Here is a 24,641-nt window from a genome sequence, read left to right as displayed (position 1 = left end):
CCGAGGGAGTTCCCTCGGGGCCCGGCCCTGATTGCCGACTCCGCGCGCCGTTCCCGGCGTCAGACGTCGCGGTTAGTTGTCGTCCTCGTCAATGAGGAAGCCGCGCATCGGCGACGGCGTCTGCTGCATCGGCGACGGACCCTGCGGCCGCACCGGCGCCATCGGCTGCGTCATCGCCGGCGACATCTGCTGCTGACCGCCGTAGGACGGACCGCCGCTGGACGGGCTGCTCATGGAGTGGTTGCCACCCATCGACGGGCCGCCACCCATGGTGTGGTTGCCGCCCATGGTGCCCGCACCGGCCGACGCCATCGACGGGGACGGCGGCAGCGAGGGAGCGGCCGGGGTCCGCGGCGGGGCCAGCGAGTCGTCGGACTGGTTCTCCAACTGGCGCAGCTGGCTCTCCAGGTACGACTTCAGACGGGTGCGGTACTCGCGCTCGAAGCCGCGCAGGTCCTCGACCTTGCGCTCCAGCGTCGCGCGGGCCGACTCCAACGAGCCCATCGCCACGCGGTGCTTCTCCTGCGCGTCCCGCTCCAGCGCGTCGGCCTTGGCGCGGGCGTCCCGCTCCAGGCCCTCGGCACGGCTGCGCGCCTCGCCGACGATCTTGTTGGCCTCGGAACGGGCCTCCGCGATCGCCTGGTCGGCGGTCTGCTGCGCCAACGACAGCACGCGGGCCGCGCTGTCACCACCGGGGCCGCCCTGCTGCTGGGCCGGCTGCGGCAGTTGCTGTCCGGGGCCGCCCATCGGACCGCCCAGCGGGCCACCCTGGCCCATCGGGCCGGGACCGTGCGGGCCCTGCGGACCGGGACCGTGGCCACCGGGACCGGGAGGCAGCTGCGGTGCACCACCGGGCAGTTGGGGCGGGCCACCCATCCCCTGCTGCTGCGGCGGAACCGGCTGCGGACCGGATATGGCGGCGGGCACCGGAGCCCCAGGCCGCTGCGGCGGCTGCTGTTGCTGCTCCTGCTGCTGGTCGGGCCCCTTGCGCAGACCCTGCTGCTGGTTCTGCGCGGCGGCCCGAGTCGCGGCGGCCAACTTGGCGCGCAGATCCTCGTTCTCCCGCAGCAGGCGGGTCAGTTCGGCCTCGACCTCGTCGAGGAAGGCATCGACCTCGTCCTCGTCATAGCCTTCTCGAAGGCGGACGGTCGTGAACTGCTTGTTCCGCACGTCCTCGGGGGTCAACGGCATCTCTACTTCACCTCAACGTAGTCGTCGGCAATCGGCAAGACCGTATCGTTCACACCAACAACACCGACCTCACGACGGTGATCAGGATGTAGACGATGATCATCAATACGAAGAAGGACAGGTCGAGCGCCACGCCCCCGAGACGCAGCGGCGGAATGACCCGCCGCAGAAGTTTGAGTGGCGGATCGGTGACAGTGTAGGTGGCCTCAAGAATCACCACCATCGCCTTGCCGGGTTGCCATGAGCGGGCGAACTGGAAGACATAGTCCATCACCAGTCGGAAGATCAGCAGGATCAGAAAGCAGTACAGCGCGATGTAGATCACCTGACCAGCGACACTCATCTCGCGCTTCCCTCTCCCCTTGCTCCTGCGTTACGACCTTACGGCCTGGTGTGCCCAAGTGGTGCGTCTCAGCTCTGGTTGAAGAACCCGCCCTCTGCGATACGGGCCTTGTCCTCCGCCGTGACATCGACGTTAGCAGGCGACAACAGGAACACCTTCTGCGTTACCCGCTCAATGCTCCCGTGCAGTCCGAAGACCAACCCGGCCGCAAAGTCGACAAGTCGCTTCGCGTCCGTGTCGTCCATCTCCGTGAGATTCATGATCACCGGAGTGCCCTCACGGAAGTGTTCCCCGATGGTACGGGCTTCGTTGTAGGTCCGGGGGTGCAGTGTGGTGATGCGGTAAGGCTCCCGCTCGGACACAACTTTGGGCATGATCACCGGTGCGTTCTTCTCCAGGTTCGGACGTTCGGGTGTGATAGATGCCACGGGGGCGATACGCGCGGGTCGTCCGCTTTCCGCGGCGAGCGGGGCGGGTTCACGCGGCGCGGGAGGGGTTGCGGCGCGGACCGGTTCCTCCCTCTCCGGGCGTGTCTCGGGCTGCACTTGGTGCTGTTGCCGCCGCCCCCGATCGGGCTCCGGGTCAAGCTCGGGCTCGAACTCGTCGTCGGGGTCGAACCCCCGGCCGTCGTACCCATCGTCCTCCACGAGGCCGAGGTAGACCGCCATCTTGCGCATCGCGCCGGCCATTCTCTGCGTCCTCCGCTCTGTGGTGGATCGGCTCCGTCACCAGGGGCCTTGGATCCACTCGGCCTGCCCGCGTCCTGCGGGAATGACCATATTTTGTGCTGTGGTCCGACTTGCTTGGCGACGTTACCCGAGCCGTGGTCGGTCTCCGAGTACCGCGGTGCCGATGCGTACATGTGTCGCCCCGGCAGCCACCGCGTCTTCGAGGTCCGCGCTCATCCCTGCCGACACCATGGTGGCAGCAGGATGGTTCGCGCGCAGGTCGGATGAGATTTCCATGAGCCGCTCGAAGGCGGCCTGTTGGCGTCCGGCATACGGCCCGGCCAGCGGCGCGACCGTCATCAGCCCGTCCAGGCGCAGCCCTTGGGACGCGGCGATCACCTCGGCGAGCTCGGCGACGCCCTCCGGTGCCACCCCACCGCGGTCACCGGTCATCCGGCCGTCCGCAACTGACTCCACATCAAACGCCACCTGGATCAGGCACCCCAGTTCGCGCCCGGCACGGACCGCCTCCCTGGCGAGCGCGGTCACCAGCCGCGGCCGGTCGACGGACTGGACGACCCCCGCGTAACGGGCCACCGACCGCACCTTGTTGGTCTGCAACTGACCGACGAAGTGCCAAGTCAGCGGCAAGTCAGCGCATTCGGCCGCCTTCGGTGCCGCTTCCTGATCGCGGTTTTCCGCGACCTGACGCACCCCCAACTCCGCGAGCAGTCGGACGTCGCTCGCGGGGTAGGTCTTGGTGACGACGATCAGCGAGACCTCGTCGCGTGCCCGGCCGGCCTTGGCACAGGCTGTGGAGATACGATCCTCCACCTGCGCCAGGTTGTCGGCCAGTTGCGTTCTGCGGTCGTCGGTCACAGCGCAGCCTCTCCGGGGGCGTCCCCGAGCCATACGTAGCTCGCCAACCGCCCGGTGGTGCGGTCGCGACGGTACGAGAAGTGGTCCGTCGACTCCCGGGTGCACGGCTGCGGTTGCGGACGCAACCGCACGCCTGCCGCGGCCAGTTGGGCGCGGACTCCGGCGGTGACGTCCACCGACGGCGTGCCCCAGGACGTGGTTGCCCACGCCTCCGGCACCACCGCGGCGACCTCCGCGCGCATCTCCTCGGGCACCTCGTAGCAACGCCCGCAGACCGAGGGTCCGGTGTGCGCGAGGATCCGGGAGGGCTCGGCGCCCCGTTCGGTCATGGCGGCGACGAGCGCCGGCACGACCCCGGCGACCAGGCCCGGCCGGCCGGCGTGCGCGGCGCCCGCGACCCCGGCGACCGGGTCGGCGAGCAGGACCGGGGTGCAGTCCGCGGTCAGCACGGCCAGCGCGAGTCCCCGACGGGACGTCACCACCGCGTCCACGGGCGGGGCGTCACCCTCCGTCCACGGTGCGTCGACCACCGCCACGTCCCGGCCGTGGACCTGGTTCATCCAGACCACGTCGGCCGGGTCGAGACCCAACGCCTCGGCGGCGCGGGCGCGGTTGGTCCGCACGGCGGCGGGGTCGTCGCCGACCGCGCCGCCCAGGTTGAGCTGCTCATACGGAGCGGCGCTCACCCCGCCCCACCTGTCGGTGAAGGCGAAGTGCGCGCCGCTCACGTGGTGCTGTTGCCCTATCACGTCGGTGCTTTACGTCACTTCAGGAAGTCGGGAACGTCCAGCTCCTCGGCCGCGGAGTCCGAGTACGGACGGGCCGGGGGAACCGACGGGCCACCGGTCGGCGGGGCGGGGACCTCGCCCAGCGACGAGGAGTCGGACTGCGCCGGGGCCTCGTCCCGTACCGGCGGGACCGCGCCGAGACCGCCGAACGACGGTGCGGTGCGCGGCGGTTCGACCGGCGGGACGGTCGGGCGGGCCGGCGCCGGGGCGGGCTCCTCGCGCTTGGGAGCCGGCATGGCGGCCTGCTGCGCGTCGCGCCGGGCCGGCGGCTGACCGCCGTCGAAGCCCGCGGCGATGACGGTGACCCGGACCTCGTCGCCCAGCGCGTCGTCGATGACCGCACCGAAGATGATGTTGGCCTCGGGGTGCGCGGCCTCGCTGACCAGTTGGGCCGCCTCGTTGATCTCGAAGAGGCCGAGGTCGGAACCGCCGGAGATGGAGAGCAGCACACCGCGGGCGCCGTCGATCGAGGCTTCCAGCAGCGGCGAGGAGATCGCCATCTCCGCCGCGGCCACCGCGCGGTCGTCGCCACGCGCCGAGCCGATGCCCATCAGCGCCGATCCGGCCTCGGACATCACGGACTTGACGTCGGCGAAGTCGAGGTTGATCAGGCCCGGGGTGGTGATCAGGTCGGTGATGCCCTGGACACCCGACAGCAGCACCTGGTCCGCGGACTTGAACGCGTCGAGCACGCTCACCTGGCGGTCCGAGATGGACAGCAGACGGTCGTTGGGGATCACGATGAGGGTGTCGACCTCTTCGCGAAGGCTCGCGATGCCGTCCTCGGCCTGGTTGGCGCGACGGCGGCCCTCGAAGGTGAACGGCCGGGTGACCACACCGATCGTCAGGGCGCCCAGCGAGCGGGCGATGTTGGCGACGACCGGGGCACCGCCGGTGCCGGTCCCGCCGCCCTCACCCGCGGTCACGAAGACCATGTCGGCCCCCTTGAGGACCTCCTCGATCTCCTCGCGGTGGTCCTCGGCCGCCTTGCGGCCCACGTCCGGGTTGGCGCCGGCGCCGAGTCCGCGCGTCATCTCGCGGCCGACGTCGAGCTTGACGTCGGCGTCGCTCATCAGCAACGCCTGCGCATCGGTGTTGATCGCGATGAACTCGACGCCCTTGAGCCCGACCTCGATCATCCGGTTGATGGCGTTCACGCCACCGCCGCCGATCCCGACGACCTTGATGACTGCGAGGTAGTTCTGCGGTGCTGCCACGTCGAAGGCCTCTCGCCTCGATTTACGTGTCGTCGCCGCACATTGCGTGTGGACGCCGACTGATGCCGAAGGGGTGGTCCGTCTTCGCCGACCTGAACCCTAACCCTGAAGTTTAGGGTTACGGTTACTGTGCCTGTGTTCCTGGTTCCACGGTCCCTTTGGAACGAGACACTAAGTCGACAAGGTGCGCGCGTTCAACGAACACGCCGAACCTCCCGTTTTTCTTTTCACCCTATGTGATCACCCATAGTCGTAGCCATCCAGGGTGCTGGCCTGCGACGCGGTACGTCAACTCCCGGACACCGCGGGCGCGCTGGGGACCGAGACGTCGACGTGGCGCGCGTCACGCGCGGCCTTCAACAGCGCGGCCAGCACCTTCGCCTTCTCGGCACCCTGTTCGCTGCTGCCCCACATCACCGTGCGGTCACCTGCGAGTTCGAGGGTGACGGAGTCGTAGGAGCGGACCCTGAGGGCGCGAACGTCCTTGCGGACGGCGGCCGGAAGGTCCTGGGCGACGGTGACCGCGGCGCGCAGCAAACGGCCGGTTCCGAAACGTGCGGAACCCGGGGAATCGGAAACGGTCAGCTTCAGAAGCGGAACACCCTTGGGCGCGCGGGTCACGGTGCCGAACCGGACGCCCTCGTCGTCCACTTCGACGAGCTTCCCGTCCGTTTCGAGCAGTAGTTTCGGCGCCCTTTCGGTCACTTCGAGACCGAGCGTGTGCGGCCAGGACCGGGTCACGGCAACGCTCTTGAGGCGCGGAAGTCGGGCGAGCAGCCGGCGTTCGACCGCGTCGGTGTCCACGGAGGCCAGCGGTGCGTTCATGGGGGCGGACGCCGCGGCGACCACCTGTTGGGGGGTGAGCACGTCGGTGCCGGTGGCCTGTACCCGTTCCAGCCGCAGCCAGTTGGAGCCGTAGACCGCCCAGGCACCGAACCCGCCCAGCAGCAGGGCGAGTGCCGCGATGATGATCACACCGCGGCGGCCCGGGCGGCGCAGTCGCGGGCGCGGCAACCGGAAGCGCCGCCCGCCGGAGGACGGCGAAGGGCGCGGGCCGGACGTCGACTTCTTGGTGCCGCGCTTGGCGGTGGTCGGTCCGGCCACGCTCTCCGCCTTCTCTCGTCCGCTACTTGCGGTGTTGCTCGATCGCGTCGTGGACCATGCCGACCAGCAGCTCGTCGGCGTCCCGACGGCCGAACTCCGAGGCCGCGCGGGACATCTCGTACAGCCGGTGCGGATCGCTCAGGACCGGGAGCACGTTGTCCTGCACCCAGTCCGGGGTCAACTGGGCGTCGTCGACCAGCAGGCCACCACCGGCGTTGACCAGCGGCTGGGCGTTGAGACGCTGTTCGCCGTTGCCGATGGGCAGCGGGACGAAGGCGGCCGGCAGCCCGACGGCGGACAGCTCGGCGACGGTCATCGCGCCCGCCCGGCAGAGCATCATGTCGGCCGCGGCGTACGCGAGATCCATCCGGTCCACGTACGGTACCGGGACATAGGGGGGCATCCCCGGCATGTTGTCCACGTGCGGCAGTTCGTTCTTCGGGCCGACCGCGTGCAGCACCTGGATGCCGGAGCGCTGGAGCACCGGCACGGCGGCCTGGACGACCTCGTTGAGTCGGCGGGCGCCCTGGGAACCGCCGGACACCAGCAGCGTCGGCAAGTTGGGGTCGAGCCCGAACGCGGCGCGCGCCTCGGGCCGGACCGCGGCCCGGTCCAAGGTGGCGATCGAGCGGCGCAGCGGGATGCCCACGTAACGGGCGCCGCGCAGCTTGCTGTCCGGGGTGCTGACCGCGACGTACGTCGCGTACCGCGAACCGATCTTGTTGGCCAGGCCGGGGCGGGCGTTGGCCTCGTGGACGACGATCGGCACCCCGAGCCGCTTGGCGGCCAGATAGCCGGGCAGCGCCACATAGCCGCCGAAGCCGACGACGCAGTCCGCCTTGGTGCGCTCCAGGATCTGCTCGGCGGCCTTGATCGTGCCGCGCAGTCGCCCGGGGACGGTGATCAGTTCGGGGGTGGGCTTGCGGGGCAGCGGTACCGCCGGGATGAGGCCGAGCTCGTAGCCGCGCTCGGGGACCAGCCGGGTCTCCAGGCCGCGTTCCGTGCCGAGGGCCGTGATCCCCACGGTCGGGTCCTGCCTCCGCAGGGCGTCCGCGAGGGCGAGCGCGGGCTCGATGTGGCCGGCGGTCCCCCCACCGGCGAGTACGACATGCACCGAAATTCACCGCTCTCCGGACGGCCGCCTCTTAACGCGCCGTCTCATCGTCTTCCAACTCACCCCGGCCGGTTTCCTGCCGGACACTGGCTTCCGCGCCGACCGCGCCGTCAACGCCGCCCGCGCGGCGGGCTCGTCACGCGCGAAGGCGATCAGCAGCCCGACGGCGAACATCGTCGGCAGCAGGGCGGAGCCTCCGTAGGAGAACAGCGGGAGCGGGACACCGGCGATCGGCAACAGGCCGAGCACCGCACCGATGTTGATCACGGCCTGGGCCATGATCCAGGTGATCACGCCACCCGCTGCGTACCGTACGAAGGGATCCTCCGTGCGTCCGGCCACGCGGATACCCGCATAGCCTAGAGCCGCGAAGAGGGCGAGCACCGACAGCGTCCCCGCCAGGCCCAGTTCCTCCCCGGTGATGGCGAAGATGAAGTCGGTGTGCGGTTCCGGGAGTTCTCCCCATTTTTCCATACTCGCCCCGAGGCCGGAACCGAAGAGTCCGCCGGAGGCCAGCGCGTAGATGCCGTGCACGGCCTGCCAGCACTGGTCGCCGGGGCCCGGATCGGTGGCGCCGATGCACGCCAGTCGGGACATCCGGTGGGCACTGGTCTTGATCAACAGCGCGCTGAGCAGGGCGGCCGCGCCCAACACCCCCGCGAACAGCCGGGTCGGGGCGCCGGCCAGCCACAGCAGGCCGAAGAGGATCGCGGTCAGGATGACCGTGGTGCCCATGTCGCCGCCGAGCATGATCAGCCCGAGCAGGAGAAAAGTCACCGGCGTCAGGGGAACCAGCAACTGCTTCCACTGCGTCAGTTGTTTCTTCTCCTCTTTACGGGCGAGCAGGTCGGCGGCCCACAGCACGAGCGCCAGCTTGCCGAACTCGCTGGGCTGCACCTGGAAGGGGCCGCCCAGGCTCAGCCAGTTCTGGTTGCCATTGACCGAGACGCCGATGCCCGGGACGGCCACCAGGCACAGCAGGAACATCGAGCCGACGAGCAGCGGGTAGGCCAGCGCCCGGTGCCGGCGTACCGGCAACCGGGAGGCGAACAGCAGGAGTCCGCCCCCGAGGGCGGCGGCCAGCAACTGCTTGCGGAAGAAGTACGACGGGGCCAGCCCGGACTGGAGCGCCTTGATCTGGGAGGCCGAGTAGACCATCACCAAGCCCAGGACGATGATCAACAGAGGGGCGCCGAGGATGAGGTAATAGGCCGTCAACGGGCGGTCCCAGGCCCGCTTGGCCCGGACGTAGAACCCGCGCGGGCCGGCCGGGGTCCGGCCGGCCCGCGCGGTGCGCGCCTTCGCGGGGGTCCGACGCACCGGGCGCGGCCGCGCCGGCTTCGCCGATCGGGCGGTCATCCTCGTCCCCTCCACGGGTGCGCTCGCCGCCGGCGACGACGGCAGCGGGGAGAAGCGGGCTAGTGACCCGCGGCGGCCAGGTCGCCCACCGCGTCGGCGAACGCCTCGCCCCGCTTGTTGTAATTGACGAACATGTCCATCGAGGCGCAGGCAGGGGCCAGCAGCACGGTGTCGCCGGGACCGGCGAGGCGGGCCGCCTCCCGGACCGCCTCGGACATCGCCCCAGTGTCGGTCCGGTCAAGGTCGACAACCGGGACATCGGGGGCGTGTCGCGCCAGCGCTTCGCGGATCAACGCCCGGTCGGCGCCGATCAGCACCGCCCCGCGCAGCCGCCCGGCGGCGGTGCGCACCAGCTCGTCGAAGGTCGCGCCCTTCGCGAGGCCGCCGGCGATCCACACGATGTGCTCGTACGCGGCCAACGACGCCTCGGCGGCGTGGGTGTTGGTGGCCTTGGAGTCGTCGACGTAGGCGACGCCGGCGACGTCGGCGACGTGCTGGATGCGGTGGGCGTCCGGGCGGAAGGCCCGCAGCCCCTCGCGCACCGCGGCGGCCGGGACGCCGAAGGCGCGGGCCAGCGCCGCGGCGGCCAGCGCGTTGGCGATGTTGTGCGGCGCGGCCGGCACCACGTCGGAGACCTCGGCGAGCTCCTGGGCCTGCCGGTGCCGGTCCTCGACGAAGGCCCGGTCGACGAGGAGGCCCTCGACGACGCCCAGTTGGGACGGGCCGGGGGTGCCGAGGGTGAAGCCGACCGCCCGGCAGCCCTCCTCGACGTCGGCCGCGCGGACCAGGTCCTCGGTCGCCGGGTCGGCCGCGTTGTAGACGCAGGCGACGGTGTTGCCCTCGTAGATCCGGCCCTTGTCGGCGGCGTACGCCTCCATGGAGCCGTGCCAGTCCAGGTGGTCCGGGGCGAGGTTGAGCACGGCCGCGGAGTGCGCCCGTACGGACGGGGCCCAGTGCAGCTGGTAGCTGGAGAGCTCGACGGCGAGGACGTCGTAGGAGCTCTCCTCGTCGCGGCCCTCGCCGAGCACCACGTCGACCAGCGGGACGCCGATGTTGCCGACCGCGGCGGTGCGCAGACCGGCCGCGGTCAGGATCGAGGCCAGCATCCGGACGGTGGTGGTCTTGCCGTTGGTGCCGGTGACCGCCAACCAGGGCGCGGCGTCCGGGCCGCGCAGCCGCCAGGCCAGTTCGACGTCGCCCCACACCGGGACGCCGGCCCGCTCGGCCGCCAGGAAGAGCGGGCTGGTGGGCTTCCACCCGGGGGAGGTCACGACCGCCTCGGTGCCCTCGGGAAGGGTCTCCCCGTCACCGAGCCGGACGGTGATTCCGAGCCGCTCCAACTCGGCGGCCTGGGCCCGTTCCCGTTCGCCGTCGCTGCCGTTGACGACGGTGACGCGGGCGCCGAGGCCGGCCAGGGCGCGGGCGGCGGGGACGCCGCTCACGCCGAGGCCGGCCACGGTGAGGTGCCGTCCGGCGAAGTCCCGGGGCTCGCGCGGGTCGTACCCGGTCACTTCGCCGCCTGCCAACCGCCGTAGAAGATGCCCAGGCCGACGATCACGCACATGCCCTGGATGATCCAGAACCGGACCACCACAAGGACTTCGGACCACCCCTTGAGTTCGAAGTGGTGCTGCAGTGGCGCCATCCGGAAGACCCGCTTGCCGGTCATCCGGAACGAACCGACCTGGATGACCACGGACATGGTGATCAGCACGAACAGGCCGCCCAGGACGGCGAGCAGCAGCTCGGTCCGGGAGCAGATCGCCAGGCCGGCGAGCGCGCCGCCGAGGGCCAGCGAACCGGTGTCGCCCATGAAGATCTTGGCGGGCGAGGTGTTCCACCACAGGAAGCCGAAGCACGCGCCCATCAGGGCCGAGGCGACCACCGCGAGGTCGAGCGGATCGCGCACCTCGTAGCAACCGGGGCCCGCGGTCGGCAGGTTGGCGCAGGACTCCTGGTACTGCCAGATGCCGATGAAGGTGTACGCGCCGAAGACCATCACCGAGGCGCCGGTGGCCAGGCCGTCCAGGCCGTCGGTGAGGTTCACGCCGTTGGACATCGCCAGGATCATGAACAGCGCCCAGATGACGAAGAGCACCGGGCCGATCTGCCAGCCGAAGTCCTGGGTGAAGGAGAGCCGGTCGGACGCGGGGGTCGCCCCGCGCAGGTCGGCGAACTGGAGCGAGAGCACCGCGAAGGCGATACCGACGATCAGCTGGCCGGCCATCTTCGCCTTGGCCCGCAGGCCCAGCGACCGCTGCTTGACGATCTTGATGTAGTCGTCGAGGAAGCCGACCAGGCCCATGCCCGCGAAGAGGAAGAGCACCAGGACGCCGGAGAACGTCGGGTCGCTGGAGGTGATCACCTTCGTCAGGGCGTAGGCGATGATCGTGGCCAGGATGAAGGAGATGCCGCCCATGGTGGGCGTGCCCTTCTTGCTGCCGTGGGTGCGCGGGCCGTCATCGCGGATGAACTGCCCGTACCCCTTCTTGGCCAGCAGCTTGATCAGCAGCGGGGTGCCGATCAGGGTCAGGAAGAGCCCGATCGTTCCGGAGAAGAGGATCTGCTTCATGGAGTTCATCGGGAAGCGGCCCCGCCCTCAGTGCCGCAACCGGCCTCGCCGTCCAGCAATGCCGCGGCCACCCGCTCCAGGCCGACCGACCTGGATGCCTTCACCAGCACGACGTCTCCCGGTCGCAGCTCACTGCGCAACAGGTCGATCGCCGCCCGCGTGTCGGACACGTGCACCGACTCCTCACCCCACGAACCCTCGTTCTTGGCGCCCATGTCGAGCCAGGCCGCTTCCCTGCCGCCGACCGTCACGAGCTTGCTGACGTTGAGCCGGACGACCAGCCGCCCGACCGCGTCGTGTTCGGCGAGCGACTCCTCGCCCAGCTCGGCCATCTCACCGAGCACCGCCCACGTCCGGCCCCCCTGTGCCCTGCCGGCGGTGCCCATGGCGACCAGCGCACGCAGCGCAGCTCGCATGGACTCGGGGTTCGCGTTGTAGGCATCGTTGACGACCGTCACGCCGTCCGCGCGCTCGGTGACCTCCATCCGCCAGCGGGAGAGCGTGCCGGCTTCGGAGAGCGCGGTGGCGATCTCGTCTACGGGCATGCCCATCTCATGGGCGACGGCGGCCGCGGCGAGCGCGTTCGACACGTGGTGCTCACCGTACAGCCGCATGGTCACATCGCTGCACCCGGAGGGTGTGTGAAGCGTGAAGGCGGGCTGTCCGAGGCCGACGAGCCGGACGTTCTCGGCGCGGACGTCGGCCTCCGCGGACTCGCCGAAGAGGATCGTGCGGGCCTTGGTGCGGGACACCATGGCGCGGACGTACGGGTCGTCGGCGTTGAGCACCGCCACGCCGCCGTCCGCGGCCGCGGGCAGCGACTCGACGAGCTCGCCCTTGGCCTGCGCGATCTGCTCGCGGCCGCCGAACTCGCCGAGGTGTGCGGTGCCGACGTTGAGGACCACGCCGATGCGGGGCGGGGTGAGCTCGGCGAGGTAGCGGATGTGGCCGACGCCGCGGGCGCCCATCTCCAGGACGAGGTGCCGGGTGGTGGCGTCGGCGCGCAGCGCGGTGAGCGGCAGCCCGATCTCGTTGTTGAGGTTGCCTTCCGGCCACACCGTCGGGCCGTGCCGCTGGAGCAGTTGGGCGATCAGGTCCTTGGTGCTGGTCTTGCCGGCCGAGCCGGTCAGACCGACGACGGTGGTGCCCAGCTTCTCCACGACGGCGCGGGCGAGCGCGCCGAGAGCTGCGACGACGTCATCGACGACGATCGCCGGCACGCCGATCGGGCGGGCCGCGAGGACGGCCACCGCACCGGCTTCCACGGCGCCGGCGGCGAAGTCGTGGCCGTCGACGCGCTCACCGGCGAACGCAACGAACAAGCCACCCGGCCGGACCGCTCGGGAGTCCGAGACGACCGGCCCGGTGACCTCGCGGTCCGGGTCCGGTATGTCGTGCTGCTGCCCGCCGACGATGCGTCCGATCTCGGCGAGGGACAGGGAGATCACAGGTCACCCCCGGAGCCGTGCAGGAGGTGCCAACAAGAGGATTGTGCGCGCATGGCGTTGTGTCATCCCTGGTGGTTCGGCTGCTGTGAGTGCTGCGACTGCTGTGCCTTCACGATCGCCTCGCGCAGCACCTGACGGTCGTCGAAGGAGCGGACCACTCCGGCGATGTCCTGGCCCTGTTCGTGGCCCTTGCCCGCGACGATCACGGTGTCGCCGGGCTCGGCACGCGCGACGGCGGCGGCGATGGCGGCGGCCCGGTCCTCTTCGACGAGGACGGTGCCGCGTTCGTGGACGGGCACCTCGGCGGCGCCCGCGAGCATGGTGGCGAGGATCGCGAGGGGGTCCTCGGAGCGGGGGTTGTCGGAGGTCAGCACGGCGGTGTCGGCGAGCCGGGCGACCGCCGCGCCCATCGGCATCCGCTTCTGCTTGTCGCGGTCGCCACCGCAGCCGAGGACGGCGTGCACCCTGCCGGTGGTGACCTTGCGCAGGGCGCGCAGAACCGATTCGACGGCGTCGGTCTTGTGCGCGTAGTCCACGACCGCCAGATAGGGCTGGCCGACGTCCACGCGCTCCAGGCGGCCGGGGACGCCGGGGATCGCGGCGACGCCGTCGGCCGCGGTCTGCGGGTCCACGCCGGCGACGGCCAGCGCCGTGATGGCGGCGAGCGCGTTGGAGACGTTGAACGGGCCGGCGATCGGGGAGGCGGCGCGCAGCGTCACGCCCCCGGGGCCCTGCACGGTGAACGTCGAGCCGAGCGCGCCGAGCTCGACGTCGGCGGCGCGCCAGTCCGCGTCCGGGTGGCCCTCGGCGGAGAACGTGGTGACCGGGACCTCGGACTCGCCGGCGGCCAGCCGACGGCCGTACTCGTCGTCGAGGTTGACCACGCCGGCCTTGCTGCGCGCCTTGGTGAACAGCTGCGCCTTGGCCTGGAAGTAGTCCTCCATGCCGGAGTGGAACTCCATGTGCTCCGGACTGAGGTTGTTGAAGATCGCGACGTCGAAGACGCAGCCGTCGACCCGGCCGAGCACCAGCGCGTGGCTGGAGACCTCCATGGCGACCGAGCGGACGCCGCGCTCGCGCATCACCGCGAACAGCGCCTGGAGGTCGGTGGCCTCGGGGGTGGTCCGCTCGGACTTCAGCCGCTCGTCGCCGATCCGGGACTCGACGGTGCCGATCAGCCCGGTCAGTCCCCCGTCGCCGGCCTTCGCGGCGGCGGCCCGGAGACCGCCCTCGATGAGGTAGGCGGTGGTGGTCTTGCCGGAGGTGCCGGTGATGCCGATCTGGAGGAGGTCCTCGCCCGGCGCCCCGTAGATCGAGACGGCCAGGGCGCCCATCCGGGCCCGCGGGTTCTCGACGGCCAGGACCGGCAGGCCGGTCGCGGCGGCGCGCTCGGCGCCCGTCGGGTCGGTCAGGATCGCGGCGGCGCCGAGGTCGGCGGCCTGGGCGACGAAGTCGGCGCCGTGCAGGCGGGCACCGGGCAGCGCGGCGTAGACGTCACCGGGGCGGACCGCACGGGAGTCGTGGGTGATGCCGGTGACCTGGACCGCCTCGGCGCCGTCCGGGAGCGGGAGCGCGAGCAGCGACGCGAGGTCCGCCAGAGGGGTGGGGCGAACCTCCTCGGGGCGCGGCGCACCCGGATATCTGCCGGGGCCGCCCTTCTCCGCTGCTTGGTTTTTGGGGGACTGATCAGCTTGTGACACGGCGGTGAGCGTACCGGGCAGAACGGGCTCGGGGCGAAGTGAGGGCTTCGCCGGGGCTCCGTCGCCGGGTGGCTGCGGGCCGTCGGGGGTGATGGTCGTCACGGCGGTGTTGCCTCGATTTCATTCGCCTGGCTTGAACGTGACCGGCAGTCGCGGCGGCTGCGCACCGGTCGGGGGCACCTGGAGCGTCTTCAGTGCGAACGTCATGACCTGCTGGAAGATCGGGCCGCAGACCTGGCCTCCGAAGTAGCTGCCCTGCTTGGGGTTCTGCACGGCGCAGTAGACGGTGATGCGGGGCTTGTCGGCGGGCGCGAAGCCGGCGAAGGAGGCGGTGTAGCCGTGGTAGCGGCCGGTCTTCGGGTCCACCCGGTTGGAGGTACCGGTCTTCCCGCCGACCCGGTAGCCGTCGATCTTCGCCTTGGCCCCGGTGCCCTCCTGGTCGGTCACCACCGACTCCAGCATGGTGGCCAGGGTGCTGGCCGTCTTCTTGCTCACCACCCGGTTGTGCGCGGGTTCGGGGACCGGGGTGTAGTGGCCGTCCGGTCCGGTGGTGCCGCGGACGAGGGTCGGGGCGATCCGCTCGCCGCCGTTGGCGATCGTGGAGTAGACGGAGGCGGCCTGGACGGCGTTGAGGGAGAGCCCCTGGCCGAACGGGATCGTGTACTGCTGCGAGGTGTTCCAGTTCTGCGGCTTGGCCAGGATGCCGTCGGTCTCGCCGGGGAAGTTGAGCCCGGTGGGCCGGCCGATGCCGAACTTCCGCAGGTAGGAGTAGAGGACCTGGTTGGCCTGCGGCTGGGTCGTGCCCAGTTGGCCGGCGGCCAGGATCGTGCCGATGTTGCTGGACTTGGCGAGTACGCCGTTGAGCGTGAGGTGCCAGGTCTCGTGGTCGATGTCGTCCGAGAACAGCCGATCGCCGCGGTGCAGCCGGTTGGGCACGGTGACCCGGGTGTACGGGGTGGCCGCGCCCTCCTCCAGGACGGCCGCCAGGGTCATCAGCTTGCTGGTGGAGCCCGGTTCGAAGGCGTCGGTGAGGGCCGGGTTGCCCAGCGCGTCCGGGTTGGCCCTGGACAGGTCGTTGGGGTCGAAGCCGGGCGCGTTGGCGAGCGCCAGGATCTGGCCGGTGCGGGTGTCCTGGACGACGACGTAGCCGCGGTCGGCCCCGGACTTGTCGACCTGTTCGCTGATGGCCTTCTGGGCCGCCCACTGGATGTCGCTGTCGAGGGTCAACTGCACGTCGGTGCCGGGGACGGCGGGGTGCTCCTGGGTGTTGGCGGTGGGCACCCGGCGGCCGCCGGACTGGGCGTAGACCAGCTTGCCGTCCGTGCCGGCCAACTCCTTGTTGAGCTGGGCCTCCAGGCCGGCGGCCCCCTTGCCGGCGCTGTTCATGAAGCCCAGGACGCCGGCGGCGAGTTGGCTGTTCGGGTAGACGCGCTTGCGGTGCTTGTCGGCGAAGACCCCGACCAGGACGTTGGGGCGGGGCGCGCTCTTGGGGGCGGCGGCCGCCTTGGCGTCCAGTTGCTTGCGGAGGTCCTTGACCTGCTTCCAGACCTGGGGGGTGCGCTGCCGGGCGAGCAGGACGTAACGGGAGTCGGGGCGGTCCAGTTTGGCGGCCAGGCTCTCCCGGGACTCGCCGAGGAGCGGCGCGAGCAGCGCGGCGGCCCGCTGCGGGCCGTCCTTGACCTTGATCTTGTCGGGCGCCAGCAGGCTCGGGTCGGCGGTGATGTCGTAGGCGTCCACGGTGGTGGCCAGGTCCACCCCGTTGCGATCGGTGATCGCGCCGCGCTCGGCGGCGAGTTTGACCGGGACGTAGCGGTTCTCGTTGGCCTTGGCGGCGTAGGCCGCGGCGTCCACGCCCTGTACCTGCACCAGCCGGACGACGAAGGCCAGCATCACCAGCGTCAGCGCCAGCGCGACCAGGCGCAGCCGGGGACGCGGGTTGACCGGCCGCAGGGGGCCGCCGACCTGCCTGAGGCGGCCCGCTCCGACGGGACGGCGGGCCGCGGGCGGCTTGGGCGTACCGGGGCGACGGGACGGCGGACGGCCGCCGGACCGGGCGGGGCGCGGAACGCGACGGGGGTCCCGGGGCGTGCTCATGCCGCTCTCCCCCGGGCGGGCGCGGGGCACGGCGCGGCGCCGTGCGACCGACCGGTCGCGGCGTGGGAAGTGCGGCCGCGGAGTGCGGGTTCGGGCGTCACGGGATCACCTGCCGGGGGCCGACGGGGTGGGCGAGTCGGGCGTGAGGACGGAGGCGGGCGCCGCGGGCGTGGCCAGCGGTCCCGGGGACGACGGGACGCCCGGCGTACTCGGCGCGAGCGGCACGGCCGGGACCCGTACGGGCTGCGGGGCCATGGCCGCCGGGGTGGACCCGGGGGCCGTGGGGCGGGTGCCCTCCGGGCCGAGCGGCAGCGGCCCGGCCGACGCGGACAGCGGGCTCTCGGTGGACGAGACCGGGCCCGGCGCGCCACGGACGGTGCCGTCCGGCATCAGGAACGCCGGGTTGCCGCCGGGCACCATGCCCAGCCTGCGGGCCCGCCGCGCCAGCGCGTCCGGTGCGGAGTAGCCGTCCACCTCCTGTTGGAGCGCCTGCTGCTCGTCCGTCAGCTCGCCGGTCTTCCGCTCCAGTTTGCTCAGCTCGAACGACCCTTGGTTGAGCGCCGAGTTGAGCAGCAACAGGGAGATCAGCCCGGAGCCCAGCAGCACCACGACGAGCAGTACGAACGGCGTACGCGCGGCGGTGCCGGAGCGGGGGGCGGCGGGCAGCAGCGCGGCCAGGCGCCCTCTGCCGCGCGACCGGCCCCCCTGCCGGGTCATGCGATGTCCTCGCGGATGCGCTCGGCGCCGCGCAGCCGGGCGGGGGCCGCGCGCCGGTTCTCGGCGATCTCCTCCTCCGTGGGGAGCTCGGCGCCGCGGGTCAGCAGCTTCAGGCGGGGCTGGTAGCGCTCGGGGACGACCGGCAGGCCGGGCGGCGCGGTGTTGCTGGCGCCGGCCGCGAAGACCTGCTTGACCAGCCGGTCCTCCAGCGACTGGTACGACAGCACGGCGATCCGGCCCCCCACCGCGAGCGACTTCACCGCGGCCGGGATGGCCCGCTCGACGCACGCCAACTCGCCGTTGACCTCGATGCGCAGCGCCTGGAAGGTCCGCTTGGCAGGGTTGCCGCCGGTGCGCTTGGCGGCCTGCGGCAGCGCGTCCCGGATCAGCTCCACCAGCCGGGCGCTGGTGGAGAACGGCTCCTTCTCCCGCTCCCGGACCACGGCCGCGACGATCCGCTTGGCCTGCTTCTCCTCCCCGTAGGAGCGCAGGATCCGCACCAACTCACCGGGCGGGTAGGTGTTGAGGACCTCGGCGGCGCTGATGCCGGTCGTCTGGTCCATCCGCATGTCGAGCGGGGCGTCCTGGGCGTAGGCGAAGCCGCGGTCGGCCTCGTCGAGCTGCATGGAGGAGACGCCGAGGTCGAACAGGACGGCCTGGACCCGGGGCAGCCCGAGCCGGTCGAGGACCTGGGGGAGTTCGTCGTAGACCGCGTGCACCAGGGTGGCGCGCTCCCCGTAGGGGGCCAGCCGCTCCCCCGCCAGGCGGAGCGCCGACGGGTCGCGGTCCAGCGCGACCAGGCGGGCCTCGGGGAACGTGGTGAGCAGCGCCTCGCTGTGCCCGCCGAGTCCGAGCGTGCAGTCGACGACGACCGCACCGGGCTCGGTGAGCGCGGGGGCGAGCATGTCCAGACACCGCTGGAGCATGACGGGTACGTGGCGAGTGTTACTGCTCATGCGCCAGCCTCGCTTCGCTCAGCGGGCCCGCATTCGCAGAGCGCGCACCTCTTCCTGATTCGCTCGCTGCGCTCGCTCATATGCCTTCCGATGGTGGACGGCAGGTGGGTCCCCGGCCGTTGGCTGGGGGATGCCGCACGTACCGCTTGGTCCCCGCCCGCTCTGAAGGGGAAGTGGCCCTCCGGCGACGGGGAAGTGACGTCGGATGACCGGTGGAGCGGGAGGAGGCCGAACCGTACGTACGGTCACGCACGCGAGGGATCGAAGGATCCGAGGAGAGCGTCACGCCTCCCACTTCGCGCCACTTTAGTCCACCTGCCCTCCCGGTCAATCAACCGGTTCCGCGCGTCCCCCGCACGGTGCTCCCGGAGGTTTCCTCCCGCTTTCTACGGGGACGTCCAACCCTATGGACCGCCTCACGAGGTGTGATGTTGCCCCCTACGCCCACCGACAGGAGGGGCTGAAGCAGCCATGAGCGATTACCGTGAATCCATGCCCATACCTGCGTCGCAGCCGCTGCCCCCGTCCGCCGACAGCGCCACCGGCACGGTCACCGACCGTCTCGTCGCGTCGAACCGGCGCTATGCCGCCGCCTTCACCGACCCCGGGATGGACGCCCGGCCGGTCCTCAAGGTCGCCGTTGTGGCGTGCATGGACGCCCGACTCGACCTGCACGCCGCGCTGGGGCTGGAACTCGGCGACTGCCACACCATCCGCAACGCCGGCGGTGTGGTGACGGACGACATCATCCGATCCCTGACGATCAGTCAACGTGCCCTGGGCACGCGGTCGGTCGTCCTCATCCACCACACCAACTGCGGTCTGCTCAGCCTGACCGAGGACTTCCGGCACGAGTTGGCGGCCGAGGTCGGCCAGCGGCCCACCTGGGCGGTCGAGGCGTTCAAGGACCTCGACGAGGACGTCCGGCAGTCCATGCAGCGGGTGCGCACCTCGCCGTTCCTGCTGCACACCGACGACGTCCGCGGATTCGTGTTCGACGTGACGACGGGTCTGCTGCGCGAGATCGATCCGCGGGACTGACCTGCGGCGGGACCCGCCGCGACCAGCGGCGGGTCCGACCCTCCTCCCCCTTTTCACGCCCGGCTAGCCGGACTTGTCCGGTTGGTCGGGCTTGAACGGTGCGAGTTATCCACAGGTCATGACGCGAGGCCGCGCGGGCGGCAAGAATGCCTGGGTGACATCGCCGCGGCCGCAGCCGGCCGCGGCGCGCACGCGGGGAGGGCCGGGTCCATCGAGGGGCGGCGGCCACCCGGGGAGGGGCCGAGGAGGGCCGAGTGACGACGTATGACGAACGAGCGAGCCTTGCCGATCTGACCACCACCGTCGGGCGGGTGCACCGGTCGGTGGAGGGCGTGATCGAGGGCAAGCCGGAGGTCGTACGGCTCGCGCTGACCGTCCTCCTGGCCGAGGGACACCTGCTCATCGAGGACGTGCCCGGCGTCGGCAAGACGATGCTCGCCAAGGCGCTGGCCAAGTCCATCGACTGCTCGGTCCGGCGCATCCAGTTCACCCCCGACCTGCTGCCGTCGGACATCACCGGCGTCAGCGTCTACGACCAGCAGCGGCAGGACTTCGAGTTCAAACCCGGCGCGATCTTCGCCCAGATCGTGATCGGCGACGAGATCAACCGCGCCTCCCCCAAGACCCAGTCGGCGCTGCTGGAGTCGATGGAGGAACGCCAGGTCACCATGGACGGGCAGACCTACGACCTGCCCAGCCCCTTCATGGTCGTCGCGACGCAGAACCCGGTCGAGATGGAGGGCACCTACCCGCTCCCCGAGGCCCAACGGGACCGCTTCATGGCCCGGGTGTCGATCGGTTATCCCAGCCCGGCCGCCGAGTTGCAGATGCTCGACGTGCACGGCGGCGCCTCCCCGTTGGAGCGGCTGCGCCCGGTGACGCACGCCCAAGAGATCGTGCGGTTGGCCGAGGCGGTGCGGGGCGTCCATGTCGCCGAGGCCGTGCGGCGGTACGCCGTCGACCTCGTGGCGGCCACTCGCAACCACCCCGATCTGCGGCTCGGCGCCTCGCCCCGGGCCACGCTGCACCTGCTGCGCGCCGCGAAGGCCGCGGCGGCCCTGGCCGGGCGGGAGTTCGCGCTGCCGGACGACATCCAGTCACTGGCGGCGGCGGTGCTCGCGCACCGTCTGCTGCCCACCGCCCAGGCCCAGTTGAACCGCCGCACCACCGAGCAGGTGGTGCTGGAGATCGTCCGGCGCACCCCGGTCCCCGACGCGGCCGCCCCGCAGTGGCGGCAGCCTGCCACCGGCCAGCAGCCGCCCGACGCACGGGGGTTGTGATGGCCGGTGGGGGGAGCGGTGTGACGCGGGAGCCGGGCGGACTGCGCGCCGCCCTCGGGGGGCTGACGACCCGCGGACGGTCGTTCCTGGCGGCCGGGTTGGCCGCCGCGGCCTGCGCCTACCTCCTGGGCCAGGCGGAACTCCTCCGGGTCGGGCTGCTGTTGGCCGCGCTGCCGCTGGTGTGCGTCCTGGTGCTGCACCGCACCCGCTACCGCGTCACGGGCAGCCGCACGCTCGCGCCCGCCCGGGTGCCGGCGGCGGCCGAGTCCCGGGTCCGCCTCCGAGTGGAGAACGTCGCCCGGCTGCCCACCGGCGTCCTGATGCTCCAGGACCGCGTCCCCTACGTCCTCGGGCCGCGCCCGCGCTTCGTCCTGGACCGGGTCGAGCCCGGCGGCAGCCGCGAGGTGTCCTACCGCGTCCGGTCCGATCTGCGGGGCCGCTATCCGCTGGGGCCGTTGCAGCTCCGGCTGACCGACCCGTTCGGCATGTGCGAACTGACCCGCGCGTTCACGGCGTTCGACACCCTGACGGTGGTGCCGCGCGTCGAGCCGCTGCCGCCGGTCCGGCTGGCCGGCGAGGCCGCCGGGTACGGCGACGGCGGCCACCGCTCGCTCGCGCTGGCCGGCGAGGACGACATCCTCCCCCGCGGCTACCGCCACGGCGACGACCTGCGCCGGGTGCACTGGCGCTCCACGGCCCGGCACGGCGAGCTGATGGTGCGCCGCGAGGAGCAGCCGCAGAAGGCGTGCTGCACGATCCTGTTGGACACCCGGGCCGTCGCGCACGACGGCTCCGGGCCCGACTCGGCCTTCGAGTGGGCGGTGGCCGGCGCCGCCTCGGCCGCGCTGCACCTCCTGGAGCGCGGCTACGCCGTGCGGTTGCTGACCGACACCGGGAGCACGGTGCCCGGCCCGGCGGGCGGCGGCTTCGCCGGCGGCGAGTCCTCCGACACCGCGGGCCTGCTGCTCGACAGCCTCGCCGTCGTGGAGCACTCCGACGAGGAGGGGTTCACGGCGGCCTACGAGGCGCTGCGGGACGGCGCGGAGGGGCTGCTGATCGCCTTCTTCGGCGCGTTGGACGAGGAGCAGGCCGCGCTCGCCGGCCGGTTCCGCCGGCGCGGCACCACCGCCGTCGCCTTCGTCCTGGACGGCGACGCCTTCTCCCGCGGGCCCGGCGGGATACGCCTCTCCCCCGGCGGACCCCCGGTCGCCGAGCGGCTGCGGATGCTGCGGGCGGCGGGCTGGACGGCGCTGCCGGTCGGGCCGGGGGCCGCCCTGGCCGATCTGTGGCGGGCGGCGGCCCAGGCGGAGGCGGCACCGGCCGGGGCCGTCCCGGGGCAGGGCGGGGCCGGCGACACCGAGCGAAGCGGGGCGGACGCATGAGCGGGCGGGCGCGGCTGACCTTGGCGGCGATGGCGGCGACGCTGTGCGCCGGCTGCGCGCTGCTGCCGCTGGTGGACCCGGTCACCTGGCTGTTCCAGGCGGCGCTGCTGCTGGCGCTGGTGACGGCGGTGGGCGCGCTGGCCCGGCGGGTCCCGTTGGCCCGCCCGCTGACCGTCGCCGCGCAGGCGCTGGCGGCCGTGCTGCTGCTGACGGCGGTGTTCGCCCGCGGCCAGGCGCTGGCCGGGCTGCTGCCAGGTCCGGAGGCCGTCACCGCCCTCGTCGACCTGGCGCAGGACGGGGCCCGGGACGTCGGCCGGTACGCCATCCCGGCCCCGGTCACCCCCGGCATCAAGCTGCTGCTGGTCTCCGGGGTGCTGCTGATCGGCCTGGTGGTGGACGCGGTGGCGGTCACCTACCGCAGCGCCGCGCCCGCCGGCCTGCCGCTGCTCGCGCTGTACTCGGTGGCCGCGGGGCTGTCCCAGGGCGGCTCGGGCTGGCTGTGGTTCCTGGTGGCCGCCGCCGGCTACCTCCTGCTCCTGCTGGCCGAGGGCCGCGACCGGCTCTCCCAGTGGGGCCGGGTCTTCGGCGGCCCACCGGCGCGCCGGTGGGGAGACTCCGACGGCGGCCGGATCCGGGTCCGTGCGGGCCGCCGGATCGGCGTGCTGTCGCTGGGCATCGCGCTGCTGGTGCCCGCCGCGCTGCCGTCCCTGAGCGGCGGGCTGCTCGGCCCGGCCCCGGGCGGCGCCGGACCCGGCGGCGGGGGCGGCACCATCTCCGCGGTGAACCCCCTGGTCTCGCTCCAGGACAGCCTCAACCAGCCGGAGGACCGCGAGGTCCTCAACTACCGCACCACCGCGGCCGACACCCGCGAGATGTATCTGCGGATCGTCGCCCTGGACCAGTTCGACGGCACGGCCTGGAAGCCCTCCGAGCGCACCGTCACCGACGTCCCCGCCGAGCTGCCCCGGCCGCCCGGCCTGAGCTCCGACGTGTCCGTCACCCGGATCAACACCTCCATCTCCACCGCCCCGTGGTACGCCCAGAACTGGCTGCCGCTGCCCTACCCGGCGGACAGGGTCGACCTCCCCGGCCGTTGGCGCTTCGAGCCCGAGGGGCGCACCCTGGTCGGCGACCGCGGGCAGAACACCCACGGCCTCCAGTACCAGGTCGAGAGCCTCCAAGTGCGGCCCACCGCCCGCCAGTTGGCCACCGCCCCGCCGCCGCCCGCCGCCCTGCAGCGCGAGTACACCAAGGTCCCGGACTCCCTGCCGGCCATCGTCGGCACCACCGCCCGCCAGGTCACCCGCGGCGCCCGCACCGCGTACGACAAGGCCGTCAAGCTCCAGGACTGGTTCGCGCTCTACGGCGGCTTCAGCTACAACACCGAGGTCCGGGCCGGCAGCGGCTCCGAGGCGATCGCCCGCTTCCTGTCGGACAAGGAGGGCTTCTGCGTCCACTTCTCGTTCTCCATGGCGGCGATGGCCCGCACGCTCGGCATCCCGGCCCGGGTGGCGGTCGGCTTCACCCCGGGCACCCGGCAGCCCGACGGCACCACGTCGGTGGGGCTGAAGGACGCGCACGCCTGGCCCGAGCTGTACTTCCAGGGCGTCGGCTGGACCCGCTTCGAGCCGACCCCGAGTCGCGGCAGCGTCCCCGACTACGCGTACCCGGACCCGGCGCAGTCCACCGGCACCGGCGGTCCGGACCGCGCACCGGCGCCGTCCGAGCTGCCCTCCACCGGGCCGTCCGCGACCCCGTCCTGCGCCCCCGGCGAGCAGCGGACGGGCCCCGACTGCGCGGCCGGGGCCTCGACATCGGCCACCGCCCCGCCCGGCGGCGGCCCCGCGCCCTGGGCGCTCGCACTGATCGTCCTGGCCGCGCTGGTGGTCGTGACGCTGCCCACCATCCCGCTGCTGTGGCGGAGCCGGGCCCGCGCCCGGCGGCTGGCGGGCGACCCGGGCAGTGGCCCCACCGCGCACACCCTCGCCGTCTGGCAGGAACTGCTGGACACCGGCTGGGACTACGGGATCGTCCCGGACGAGGCGCTGACCCCGCGCTCGGCGGCCGCCCGGATCATTCGCATCGGGGAACTGCGGCCCGACGCCGCGGACGCCGCCCGACGCGTCGCCACGTCGGTCGAGCAGGCCCTCTACGCCCCGCAACCGGCGCCGCCGGACGGACTCGCCGCGGACGTTCGACTGGTGCACGCCGGCCTGTGGGACGGGGCCCCCCGAGCGCTGCGCCTGCGGGCCCGGTTCGCCCCGCGCTCCGCGGCCCGCCTCCGCTGGGCCGGGGCGTCCCGCTGGTCGGCACTGCGACGGCGCTGCCGGAACAGCCGCCCGGCAACCACGGCCCGACGCTTGGCGACCACGCTGCGCACGACGGGCTGGCGACGCGACGAGCGAGCCTAGGGCGACCGCGCACGGGCAAGACCACACCGGATATCCCCGGCGCGACTCCCCACCGGCGGCCACGCCCACCCCGTACGCGTCCCAAGACGACCACTACGCCTGCGACGACCGCAACGCGCACGAGGCCCCGAGCCCGCACAAAGCAACACGTGCACGCGGAGCAAAAAGTGTGGCCCCCGATTCCTCGGGGGCCACACGAAAGTCAATGGCACGAGTGCCGACGCCGACGCCACGGAATTCCCCGACGCGGACCGGCATCACCACGCATCGGCGCACAATCCGTCGACGGTACAACTGGCCACGGATACGGGGCACTCCACGCGCGGGAACCGCGAAATTGGCCGGATTCGCTGTGTTCGACGCGGAGTGCATGGCCG

Annotated in this window: 20 protein-coding genes; 4 read left to right on the top strand and 16 right to left on the bottom strand. The window is 72.3% G+C overall.

Annotated elements, in window-relative coordinates; genetic code table 11:
* Window positions 1-72: 72 nt before the first annotated feature.
* From ACIQU6_RS03755 to rsmH, 16 genes are all read right to left on the bottom strand, one after another.
* A complete protein-coding gene (locus tag ACIQU6_RS03755) occupies window positions 73-1,191 on the bottom strand; it encodes a DivIVA domain-containing protein (protein ID WP_403480001.1) in 1,119 nt (372 codons plus the stop codon).
* A 49-nt stretch (window positions 1,192-1,240) separates the two neighbouring features.
* Window positions 1,241-1,534 (bottom strand): YggT family protein, encoded by a 294-nt coding sequence (locus ACIQU6_RS03750; protein WP_039637383.1) that lies wholly within the window; start codon window positions 1,532-1,534, stop codon window positions 1,241-1,243.
* Window positions 1,535-1,602: 68 nt separating this feature from the next.
* On the bottom strand, window positions 1,603-2,223 hold the full coding sequence (locus tag ACIQU6_RS03745; RefSeq protein WP_403480000.1) for a cell division protein SepF: 621 nt from the start codon (window positions 2,221-2,223) through the stop codon (window positions 1,603-1,605).
* A 123-nt stretch (window positions 2,224-2,346) separates the two neighbouring features.
* A complete protein-coding gene (locus ACIQU6_RS03740; protein ID WP_403479999.1) occupies window positions 2,347-3,114 on the bottom strand; it encodes a YggS family pyridoxal phosphate-dependent enzyme in 768 nt (255 codons plus the stop codon).
* Complete coding sequence (gene pgeF / locus ACIQU6_RS03735; RefSeq protein WP_403479998.1) at window positions 3,078-3,830, bottom strand: peptidoglycan editing factor PgeF; 753 nt, start codon at window positions 3,828-3,830, stop codon at window positions 3,078-3,080. The genes ACIQU6_RS03740 and pgeF overlap by 37 nt, the downstream gene beginning before the upstream one ends.
* A 14-nt stretch (window positions 3,831-3,844) precedes the next feature.
* Entirely contained in the window at window positions 3,845-5,086 is a 1,242-nt protein-coding gene (gene ftsZ, locus ACIQU6_RS03730; RefSeq protein ID WP_403479997.1) for a cell division protein FtsZ, read from the bottom strand.
* Between the two features lie 288 nt (window positions 5,087-5,374).
* Window positions 5,375-6,190, bottom strand: a complete 816-nt coding sequence (locus tag ACIQU6_RS03725; protein WP_403479996.1) for a cell division protein FtsQ/DivIB — start codon at window positions 6,188-6,190, stop codon at window positions 5,375-5,377.
* 22 nt (window positions 6,191-6,212) lie between these two features.
* Window positions 6,213-7,304 carry an undecaprenyldiphospho-muramoylpentapeptide beta-N-acetylglucosaminyltransferase gene (gene murG, locus ACIQU6_RS03720; RefSeq protein ID WP_383407748.1) on the bottom strand — a complete coding sequence of 364 codons (1,092 nt, stop codon included), beginning with the start codon at window positions 7,302-7,304 and terminating at the stop codon, window positions 6,213-6,215.
* Window positions 7,305-7,310: 6 nt separating this feature from the next.
* On the bottom strand, window positions 7,311-8,663 hold the full coding sequence (gene ftsW / locus ACIQU6_RS03715; protein WP_403479995.1) for a putative lipid II flippase FtsW: 1,353 nt from the start codon (window positions 8,661-8,663) through the stop codon (window positions 7,311-7,313).
* Window positions 8,664-8,722: 59 nt separating this feature from the next.
* The gene (gene murD / locus ACIQU6_RS03710; protein ID WP_403479994.1) at window positions 8,723-10,174 is read right to left on the bottom strand and encodes a UDP-N-acetylmuramoyl-L-alanine--D-glutamate ligase; all 1,452 of its coding nucleotides are present in this window, start codon (window positions 10,172-10,174) and stop codon (window positions 8,723-8,725) included.
* Window positions 10,171-11,235 carry a phospho-N-acetylmuramoyl-pentapeptide-transferase gene (gene mraY / locus ACIQU6_RS03705; RefSeq protein ID WP_274916155.1) on the bottom strand — a complete coding sequence of 355 codons (1,065 nt, stop codon included), beginning with the start codon at window positions 11,233-11,235 and terminating at the stop codon, window positions 10,171-10,173. Before mraY ends, murD begins: the two co-directional genes overlap by 4 nt.
* A gap of 5 nt (window positions 11,236-11,240) precedes the next feature.
* A complete protein-coding gene (gene murF / locus ACIQU6_RS03700; protein WP_403479993.1) occupies window positions 11,241-12,683 on the bottom strand; it encodes a UDP-N-acetylmuramoyl-tripeptide--D-alanyl-D-alanine ligase in 1,443 nt (480 codons plus the stop codon).
* 62 nt (window positions 12,684-12,745) lie between these two features.
* Entirely contained in the window at window positions 12,746-14,485 is a 1,740-nt protein-coding gene (locus tag ACIQU6_RS03695; RefSeq protein ID WP_403479992.1) for a UDP-N-acetylmuramoyl-L-alanyl-D-glutamate--2,6-diaminopimelate ligase, read from the bottom strand.
* Window positions 14,486-14,503: 18 nt separating this feature from the next.
* Entirely contained in the window at window positions 14,504-16,477 is a 1,974-nt protein-coding gene (locus ACIQU6_RS03690) for a peptidoglycan D,D-transpeptidase FtsI family protein (protein WP_403479991.1), read from the bottom strand.
* A gap of 105 nt (window positions 16,478-16,582) precedes the next feature.
* Window positions 16,583-17,194 (bottom strand): septum formation initiator family protein, encoded by a 612-nt coding sequence (locus tag ACIQU6_RS03685; RefSeq protein WP_403479990.1) that lies wholly within the window; start codon window positions 17,192-17,194, stop codon window positions 16,583-16,585.
* Entirely contained in the window at window positions 17,191-18,150 is a 960-nt protein-coding gene (gene rsmH / locus ACIQU6_RS03680) for a 16S rRNA (cytosine(1402)-N(4))-methyltransferase RsmH (protein WP_403479989.1), read from the bottom strand. The genes ACIQU6_RS03685 and rsmH overlap by 4 nt, the downstream gene beginning before the upstream one ends.
* Before the next feature lie 492 nt (window positions 18,151-18,642).
* On the opposite strand from rsmH, the gene ACIQU6_RS03675 reads away from it, so the two are divergent.
* The 4 genes from ACIQU6_RS03675 to ACIQU6_RS03660 all read left to right on the top strand — a co-directional run bounded on the left by ACIQU6_RS03675 (window position 18,643) and on the right by ACIQU6_RS03660 (window position 24,264).
* Window positions 18,643-19,191 carry a beta-class carbonic anhydrase gene (locus ACIQU6_RS03675; protein WP_403479988.1) on the top strand — a complete coding sequence of 183 codons (549 nt, stop codon included), beginning with the start codon at window positions 18,643-18,645 and terminating at the stop codon, window positions 19,189-19,191.
* A gap of 254 nt (window positions 19,192-19,445) precedes the next feature.
* Complete coding sequence (locus ACIQU6_RS03670) at window positions 19,446-20,471, top strand: AAA family ATPase (RefSeq protein WP_403479987.1); 1,026 nt, start codon at window positions 19,446-19,448, stop codon at window positions 20,469-20,471.
* Window positions 20,471-21,853 carry a DUF58 domain-containing protein gene (locus tag ACIQU6_RS03665; RefSeq protein WP_403479986.1) on the top strand — a complete coding sequence of 461 codons (1,383 nt, stop codon included), beginning with the start codon at window positions 20,471-20,473 and terminating at the stop codon, window positions 21,851-21,853. The genes ACIQU6_RS03670 and ACIQU6_RS03665 overlap by 1 nt, the downstream gene beginning before the upstream one ends.
* On the top strand, window positions 21,850-24,264 hold the full coding sequence (locus ACIQU6_RS03660) for a transglutaminaseTgpA domain-containing protein (RefSeq protein ID WP_403479985.1): 2,415 nt from the start codon (window positions 21,850-21,852) through the stop codon (window positions 24,262-24,264). Before ACIQU6_RS03665 ends, ACIQU6_RS03660 begins: the two co-directional genes overlap by 4 nt.
* Window positions 24,265-24,641: the final 377 nt, after the last annotated feature.

This window comes from Streptomyces sp. NPDC090442, assembly GCF_044769405.1.
Lineage (GTDB): Bacteria > Actinomycetota > Actinomycetes > Streptomycetales > Streptomycetaceae > Streptomyces.
Note: the sequence above shows the minus strand (reverse complement) of the source record. Positions and strands in the feature narration are given on the sequence as shown.